At 45.5% G+C, this 8,872-nt stretch carries 7 protein-coding genes; all 7 read left to right on the forward strand.

The genetic code is table 11. The features are described from left to right. Positions 1–219 precede the first annotated feature (219 nt). The 7 genes from ACTNCK_RS11215 to ACTNCK_RS11245 all read left to right on the forward strand — a co-directional run bounded on the left by ACTNCK_RS11215 (position 220) and on the right by ACTNCK_RS11245 (position 8,787). The gene (locus ACTNCK_RS11215) at positions 220–429 is read left to right on the forward strand and encodes a hypothetical protein (RefSeq protein ID WP_441082807.1); all 210 of its coding nucleotides are present in this window, start codon (positions 220–222) and stop codon (positions 427–429) included. Between the two features lies 1 nt (position 430). After that, positions 431–1,711, forward strand: a complete 1,281-nt coding sequence (locus tag ACTNCK_RS11220) for an ATPase, T2SS/T4P/T4SS family (RefSeq protein WP_441082808.1) — start codon at positions 431–433, stop codon at positions 1,709–1,711. A 4-nt stretch (positions 1,712–1,715) separates the two neighbouring features. Then, complete coding sequence (locus ACTNCK_RS11225; RefSeq protein ID WP_441082809.1) at positions 1,716–3,098, forward strand: hypothetical protein; 1,383 nt, start codon at positions 1,716–1,718, stop codon at positions 3,096–3,098. 9 nt (positions 3,099–3,107) lie between these two features. After that, on the forward strand, positions 3,108–3,458 hold the full coding sequence (locus ACTNCK_RS11230; protein WP_441082810.1) for a hypothetical protein: 351 nt from the start codon (positions 3,108–3,110) through the stop codon (positions 3,456–3,458). Positions 3,459–3,595: 137 nt separating this feature from the next. After that, entirely contained in the window at positions 3,596–4,150 is a 555-nt protein-coding gene (locus ACTNCK_RS11235) for a hypothetical protein (RefSeq protein ID WP_441082811.1), read from the forward strand. Beyond that, entirely contained in the window at positions 4,147–4,758 is a 612-nt protein-coding gene (locus ACTNCK_RS11240; RefSeq protein WP_441082812.1) for a hypothetical protein, read from the forward strand. The genes ACTNCK_RS11235 and ACTNCK_RS11240 overlap by 4 nt, the downstream gene beginning before the upstream one ends. A gap of 12 nt (positions 4,759–4,770) precedes the next feature. Further along, on the forward strand, positions 4,771–8,787 hold the full coding sequence (locus ACTNCK_RS11245; RefSeq protein ID WP_441082813.1) for a hypothetical protein: 4,017 nt from the start codon (positions 4,771–4,773) through the stop codon (positions 8,785–8,787). Positions 8,788–8,872 lie beyond the last annotated feature (85 nt).

Genomic DNA, 8,872 nt, shown 5'->3' on the forward strand with positions numbered 1-8,872 from the left:
GAAAAACACCAATTCAGGGCGAAGTCCTGAAAAAGCAGGAGGATCTGTATACAGCGATGGATGTTGCACCGTTATACGCAAAGCCTAGTGTGGAGACACCGGGAATTTAGGGTGTAAGCCGGACAGATTGATGCGCATCCAAGCAAGCTATGCAGCCATAAGGCTGCATCAGATTACAGATCATTTCAGAGTGACTTCTTGCAGAAAGGGGGATTTTTCATGCAGGATATATTAAAGGAATACGGACCAGCTCTTATTACGGTGGTAGCCATTCTTGCGCTTATAGCATTAGTGACCTTCCTTATTGGAAAAGATGGAGGCAGCGTGGTCGGAAAGGCTTTTTCCAACCTTATCACAGATTTTTTCAGCAAGGCTACGGGACAGGCCGGATCGACATCAGGCATCATAATGCTTGGCGGAGGATTCTGATATGGCGGAGGGGACTGCGGGAGTAAGCATCACACCTGAGTTTTTCGGACCGCTTTACCAGTATATAGAGGATGACTCGATCACTGATATAGATTATGACGGCAGGCGGCTCTGGATCTCCGATACTTCAAATAGGAGATATTCACCGGAGAAGGGTCTTCCTGAGGAGTTTGTAAACGCATTTGCCAAAAGGGTGGCAAACTGCGTCAGCAAGCAGTTTCATAAGCAGTCACCGGTACTTGAGGCAGAGACAGATACGCTTAGGATCACTATAGTGCACGAATCAGCAGCCATATCCGGTAAGGCCATCTGTATAAGGAAGTCCATGCCCTTTACCAGACTTACCAGAGAAGGGATGATAGAGAGCAGTTACCTGTCTGACCAGATGATAAGCCTTCTGATCAACTGTGTCCTCTCAAAGATGAATATGGTATTTTGCGGTGAGCCGGGAGTAGGAAAGACAGAGTGCGCCAAGTTCTTCTCTCAGTATATCCCAGGCAGGGAAAGGGTCATCACTATAGAGGACAATCCGGAATGGCATTATGCGGCAATGAATCCTGGAAGCGACTGCATAGAGCTTAGGATCAATCCGGTCATGGATTATACAAAGGCCATTAAGACCTGCCTCAGACTTAATCCCAAGTGGATGATGCTCTCAGAGGCCAGGTCCAAGGAGGTGGTCTATCTGATGGAGGGCTTTTCCACGGGTGTCAGGGGGATGACTACTCTTCATACAGACGATGTAAGAAAGGTTCCTGACCGTATGCTCAATATGGCAGGTAATCTCAGGTCGGAGAGCAGACTTATAAATGATATCTACAGCTTCATAGATGTGGCAGTGCTGATCCGGAAGAAGCTAACTACAAGGCCTGATGGAAGCAGCGGACTGATAAGATATGTAGACCAGATAGGATTCTTCTACCGAAAGGAAGCAAGGAACAGCTGTATATTGCTATTAAATGACGGTGAGCCAACGGGGGAGGAGATCCCGGATGTGATAATGAAGAGATTTAAGGATGCTCTTATTTATGACCCATTTATCCATGATGCAGAGGTCATGCCGGAGAAGCAATCAATGTACAAAAAGGCAGAAAAGGACGCAACAGATAAATCTCTTTACAGCATGACACCTGAGGATACGGATAATGCAGCGATGGTAGCAGAGCAGGGACGGTCATATGGAGAGGAAATAAAGATGCCTGACGCAGTTTTTCTGACTCATTCAGATCAGAGGATGACATTTATAGGAAAGCGGAGGCGCCAGATGATGGGCAGGGGGTGACGCTTTGAAAGGGAAAGTGACAAGGAAAGCAGAGAAGAAGAAAAGCAGGAAGCCTGGACTTTCTGACGAGCTGTCTGCCTATGGCTATGTCTTTTCACCAGGGAAGGCAGCAGTAAGATATGCCGCTGTTATAGCAGGTATGTTTATACTGGGTAGATTTTTCGGATTGCATCTGCTACCGCAGGTAGTGATGTTTCTTGCCGGAATGATAGTCCTTCCTCTTCTTATACGCAATAGCTACAGGAACAGGTACTACCAGCAGAAATTTTCAGATCTGAATATTTATATGGAGCAGTTCCTTTATTCGTTCATGAAGAGCAGAAAAGTTCTTACCACACTGGAGGACACTTACGATCTCTTCGAGGAAGGGGAGATGAAGAGGACTATATCAATGGCCATAGATCATATAAGGAATACTTATAATGAATCTGATTTCGAAGAGAAGGCCCTTCAGATAATTGAGAAGAGATATCCTTATCAGGGACTTACGATCATGCACAGGTTTGCCTTAAGGACAGAGGCGCTAGGAGGAGAATACAGGGAGTCGATAGATCTTCTTCTTGAATCCCGCAGGATGTGGGCCGACAGGGTATATGCTCTTCAGCAGGAGAAAAAGGTGAAGAGGAGAGAGATAGTTCTTTCGATAATCACATCGCTTCTCTTATGCTCCGTAGTTTATTATATGGCAGGTCAGATGGATCTGGACGTATCAGGGAATCCTCTGGCTCAGGTAGTTACTGTGATAGTCCTGATACTCGACCTTCTTATATATTACAGAGCGGATTCACGACTTACGGCAGGATATCTTGCCAATGACACTGACAGGGAAGTAGAGTATGTAAAGCAGTATCAAAGGTTCGTAAATTATGGAAATGGTTTTTTGGACAGGCTTGGCAAGAAGGCGGCTAAGAAGAAACTCAGCGAATATATAAAGGCCTGCTTTCCTGAATGGCTTATGCAGCTTTCGCTTCTGATGCAATCGGAGAATGTACAGATGGCTATTTTCAAGTCAGTAGATCATGCACCTGAGATCCTGAAGCCTGAGCTTATGAAGATGGTAGGAAGGCTGCAGCTGAACCCTACCGACAAGTCTGCATATATGGACTTCCTGTCAGAGTTTACATTGCCGGAGGTGAGGTCAGCTATGAAGATGCTATACTCTATCTCTGAAGGAAAGGGAGGAGAGGCAAGAGGTCAGATAGCAGATATCATCAGGAGGAATCAGGAGATGAGCGATAAGGCAAAAAGAGCAGCTGATTCTGATTCTCTGGCCGGAATGTATGCGCTTTTTCTGGCGCCACAGCTGACAGGCGGACTTAAGCTTGTATGTGATATGATACTTCTCTTTGTTGTATATATGGGGAGCATGGCAAAGGGAGTAGTATAGGAGGTGTGAGTGGAGTCAATACTAAAGGGTTTTACAGGGATATTCTTTCTTCTGGTCCTTACCTGCTTTGGTATAAGCATAATAGGCTCGTCTATAAGATCAACAAAGGCCAGCCAGGCTCTTCTTGCCTATGTAAGCAGGATAGAGAATTCCAATTATTCTGATCAGGTGATAAGCTCCTGCAAGGCAGATGCAAGGGAACAGTTCGGTGAGGACGGCAGGGAGGCCCTTGATGTGGTGACAGCAGGCCAGAAGGGGCATTCCTATCAGTCATATGGGAGGGTTACCCTAAATTATACATACCGGATACCGGTGATAGGATACAGCTCAAAGCATGCTATATCATCTGTTATAGGATAGGAGGAGAAATGAAGGTATTATTATCTGATTATGGAACAGCGATATTATATGCGCTCACAGGAACAGGAATAGCAGTTTTTTTTATTCTGGTCCTGAATGCCGTGACCTCATACTGACCGGAAGAAAGGGGGATTTATATGCAGACTGTCATAAAGGAATATGGTGAGTCCATACTTGCTGCGGTTGTTACGGTTCTGGTGACGGGACTTATATTCGGAGGACTGGCTCTTATAGGCAAGCTCGGAGTAATAACAGGAAGGATCGACACAGCACTTACAAGCGAGGCAATGGCATCATCAGAGACAGCATTGAAAAAGCATCTAGAAATACCGGCTGCCAATATTGATATGTCATCTCAGCAGACTGTGGTTTGTGGCACAGATAAGAGAATTAGAGCTGATGAGCTTGTAAGGCTTACAAATGGCAGGGCAGCCGGGCTTTGTATCAGCAGGGTCTATCTGCTTGCCGGAGAGGACCGAGCCAGTATATATGGGGATGCAGAGACCACAGGTGATCAGGTGACTGATACTGAAGGATATGAGGTGAGCGATCAGGTGCTTGACAGAGATGGTCAGACTCTGTTGTTTCAGACGCCCGGAAGCTACAGGCTGGTTGTAAGGGTAACTGATTCCAGCAATGTAGTATCTGATTATCAGCTGTTTGTGACTGCGGTAAGGAGGAGAAGGATATGAAGCATCTGGTTTTTTCTCTGGCAGGGGCCATTGCTGTCTTTCTTATAGTTTCTATCCTTTTAAGTCTCCATTCCAGAGATATAAGAAAAGTAGAGCTTGAACGGTCCCTTAGCCGTGCAGCTGAGCAGTCGCTTGAGAAGGCGTGTATAAGTAAAACAGACCAGATACAGGATAATGATGCCCTCACCGCAGATTTTATCAGTAACTTTCTTGGCAAGCTGAAATCGGATGGTAAGGACATGGATATAGAGATCAGAACGGCGGATATATATAAGGGGATAATTTCTGCGAGGGCTACTGAGAGCTATACTTTTCCAAATGGCAGGAAGGGCAGGATTGAAGCGGATACAGTAACGATAGTAGAAAGAGAAAGCAGACGTCCGACGGTATCTGTCAGATATTTTTTACCACCTGAGGTGGCAAGGGATGCAGGGTTTGATTATAGTGAGGACAAGGATTTCATCTATTATACGCTAAGGGCATCAAAAGGATACGAGAATAGGAAAGATCCGGCAGCTCCAGAGCCAGAGGGCCACAGCTTTATCAGATGGAAGATGATTTCAAGGGATAGATCGGGGAATACCGACTACATAGGAGTATATTCATAAGGGGGAATCTTTTTGAAAAGGAAAGCAGTTATAAGAGCCTTATCGCTTATCATTGCATTAGTACTTACATGGGCTGATTCTGGTATCAGATCTTTATATCCGGCAGCTGCTACAGAGCTTGTGACTCAGCCGGAGACTGCCCAGGATGCGGATAATGCAGGGCCGGAAAATGATCAGGAGATTGCATCTGCTGCTTATGCTTCTGATAAAGAAGAGAAGAAGGTCACAAAGGATGATCCGGATAAGATAAGCCCTAAGAAACAGAAGAGCAGCAGCATTAAAGCTAATGTATCCGCAAGGCTTGTTAATGATAAGCATATCAGTGTAAAGGCAGTAAATGCCGGTGACGGCAGGATCAAAAAGACTCTTGTCTTTACTCTGCCTAAAAAGAGCAGCTGGCCATATTCTGATCAGATAGACTGGGACATAAGACCTCTCAGATCGACAGGAAAGGGAAGGGAGGGCTCTGGACATGAAGAGCTAAGGAGTGAGCAGAATGGCAATACTCTTACAGTCTATCTTGATGAGCTTTTGGACTATGAGAGATATGAGCTTACGGTAAGATACACTCAGACATATTTCTGGGATATCAGTGTACCGTATGATGCATATGTCGGTGATCAGCTTGTGACATTATATTACGACAAGATGATGGAAGCATCGGACTCAGGTGATCTTACTAAGAAGTTTACGACCCAGAAGGACAAATACATAAGAAAGGCAGCTGACCTTAAGGAAAAGGTACATAAATACTCTTCCGTCGATATGGCAGGCGATATTGACATGGGGGAGGAGCAGTGCATCGTTGACGGCGGCTCCAGAGGCAACTGGCTCTTTGAGTCAGCTATCACAGCAGGTGTCAGTATAAATGGAAATGGAAGAAGAGTAAGACGCGGGAATAAGGGAGCCTGTTTTATTGTACACAGTGGAGCCGGTCTTGATATCAGGGAATTATATATCGATGCCTTTTCGGGACATATAATAGAAACTCCTACAGCAGGGAACGAATATATCACAAGAAACGCATCAGGCGGGGCGGATGGAGTAGGTATACTTGTGGGCTTCGATTCCATCTATGATGCTGATAACAGCAGCTCGTCAGGAAGACTTTCCCTTAAGGATTCAGAGGTCTATGGCGGGAGGAGTGCAGTAGTATTCCGATACGGCAAGGCTGATATACACAGGAGTACCCTGTATGGAATGGGAGAAGCGAATGTCTTTACGGCTCCTGATAAGGACTCCTATTACGGGACAGGACTTGGCCTTATCAACTCGTCGAAGGATATGGGGGCCAGTGTCACGGTAGGAGAAGACTGCAGTATCTATGGCAGGTTCAACGGAGTGATGGTCGATGGGAGCGCATCCCTGTCAGTAGCTGACAGCTATATAAGAGGAGACTGTGAGGATGCCTTTGACTTTAGAGGAAAGGGAGATCTATCGATCTCTGACTGTCTTATAGAGGGCGTAAAGGGAGTTGATATCTATCATGATGCGACCTTTCATGCGATAATGGAAGCTCTTGATATATCGAGTGGAAGCTTTGATGGAAGTGCTTTCAGAAGGACAGTTCCTGCTGACAGATATCCGTATACGGCTGGTGGAGATAAGACCCGTAAGGGTACAGTAAGCATCAGGGATAGCTTTATGAATATCTATACCGGGGTATTCAGGGAGATAGCCTCGATCGCTGGATGCGGAATACAAAATCACGGACAGCTTGAGCTTGGGCATGGGATTTCGATCAATGTCAGACATTCCGGGGCCTGGGATAGCCTTCCCTCTGGAAACAGGTCAAAGGCTATAGGTATCTGGAATTCAAAGAAGCTGACCCTGCCATCGGATATTTCTATTGTCTCTGACGATGACGGAATAGAATGTATACGGGACGTCAACTCCATAAGAAACGCCCTGCACTTCTATTATGGAATGTCTGATGAAGAGACTGCAGCTATAGAGAAAAGGGCCACAGCAGACCAGAATATCTTTACTGATTTAGATGACGGCCTTCATCTGTCTCTTACTGTAAAGGGAGGAAGCATTGATGCAGGGGATACTGCGATAATGCAGCCCTTTGGAAATCTCTCGATAGAACCGGAAACAGATACTGAAATCAAAGGAATAAACACCGGAATTACAGTCGGAAAGAACGAAGAGGACAATATTTATGGCGATCAGGCCATGAATGTCTCCCTGCAGATCTATGGTGAGAGGACCATAAGAATAGCGTCCTCCCTTCATGGAAAGGGAATCGTAATAAAACGAAGCGCCAATGCCATAATAGAGGCTCCTCTTACGATCTGCGGAACTGATAGCAGGTGTGGCAGGGGCATAGAAAACTACGGATTCACCCAGCTGAAACGCGCAGATATAGAGGCGGAGGAGTCAGGCATTCTGAATGGAGAGGATGGAAGTATCTATCTCGGAGATGATCTGGATCAGGAAGCAGAAGGGGTTACTATAAAGGGAGCTGTCTGTGGCATAGATAACAGAGGCAGCTGCATCTATTACAGGAATACCCGGATAAGTGAGTCAAGAAAGGCAGCTGTGCTTCAGGGAGGAAGCTTTTATATGCAGCCTGGCGCAGAGGTCGCTGTGGACGATGCAGGCCACAATTGCATTTATCTGAAAAAGGATGCCACAGTAAGACTTATGTATGATGAAGCAGAGGAAGATCTTATACCAGCGACAAGAGGAAGCTTTCTGACTGCTGACTCAGACAGAGCTCCAGGAAGGGTTATGGTAGAGCTTTATTCACCATGGAGCGTTGGAGGCGGAGAGGACTATTCAGATGAGTCCTGTGAGAAGATCTCTGATAATGACAAGATCAGGATAACAGACATGCTTGGGGGCTTTTCTCTGGCCTTTGATAAGGTAAAGGACCATAAGGCAGCGCTCAGGTCAGGCCTTGGCAAATGGAAGGAAAAAAAGACTAACGGAAGGACAGGTACCCTTATACTTTCCTGTCTTTTAAGCGCCAGCTATGAGGCAGATTTTCCAGTAAAAAATGATCACATAAGCTCAGTTGATCCAGAGCCTACTAAATATTACTGGAGGGAGCCGACAGAATTTACAGTTGCCAGTGATCTGTATGATACAGACCGGGCAAGGATCTTTTATGATGGGGCGGATATTACAAAAGGCCTATTACAGAAGGGATGGAGAGATAAGGGTAGAGATGGAAAATACGGAGAAGAGCTTTATCACGAAAAGCGGATCACAAGAGTCTATGATGATGATCACATCTTCAGTGGCCTGTGGGACACACAATTTGAATTTTATTTTGATGGTAATGGTCAGACAAATGGAAAGGAGAACTATACAGAGGGGACTGTCTCTTCTGGCTATGCTTTCCCAGGAAATAGCGGACCGGAGAGGAAGGAAAGGGAATATTTCAAAAGAGACATCATAAGGGATGGCAGTCATCATCCCTGTGGCTTTGATGGATGGAGTCTCGATAATAAGGCAGTCTATAAGGATAGTGGAATATACAGAGAAGGCAACCTGCTTGATGATGCCGTATCGTTTTATATAAAAGCAGTATCTATGGGTAATGTAAAGCTCAGTAAGGATAAGGCCACAGTGACTATCTACGCAGTCTGGGACGAATTTCCTGTGATAACGGCATATGACAGCTCATTTTATGCAAGCGAGCTGTCGGATGATAAGGCGGTAAAGAAAAAGCTTTTGTCAGAGGATACAGTGACGGCGACTGATCTCTGTGACGGGGATATAGAGCAGGGAGAGATAGGAGTATTTACAGACCCGACCCGAGACTCCTTTGATATAGAAATGATGAAGGGCCTTGGTGACAGGGGGTATATCAATATATACTACAAGGCCAAAGACAAGAATGGACATACATCTGCGGTACAGGCAAAGGCATATATAATGACAGAGGATTCGGAGGACAGCTTAAGGGAGCCTGCGGCAGATTCGCTGAGAGGAAACAGCGGCAGCTCAAAAGACAGTATCGATGCCTCTCCATTATATATAAGACATATAGGGCTCTTCATCAGTTTGTGTGGGTAGCTAAAACGCTGTAACCCTTGTAAATATTGAAAAAGCATACATTTTCCTGTACAATTTTTTCGCCAAAAAAAATCTATAGTACAGA

It is taken from the genome of Candidatus Weimeria sp. HCP3S3_B5 (assembly GCF_052064335.1).
GTDB lineage: Bacteria > Bacillota > Clostridia > Lachnospirales > Lachnospiraceae > Weimeria.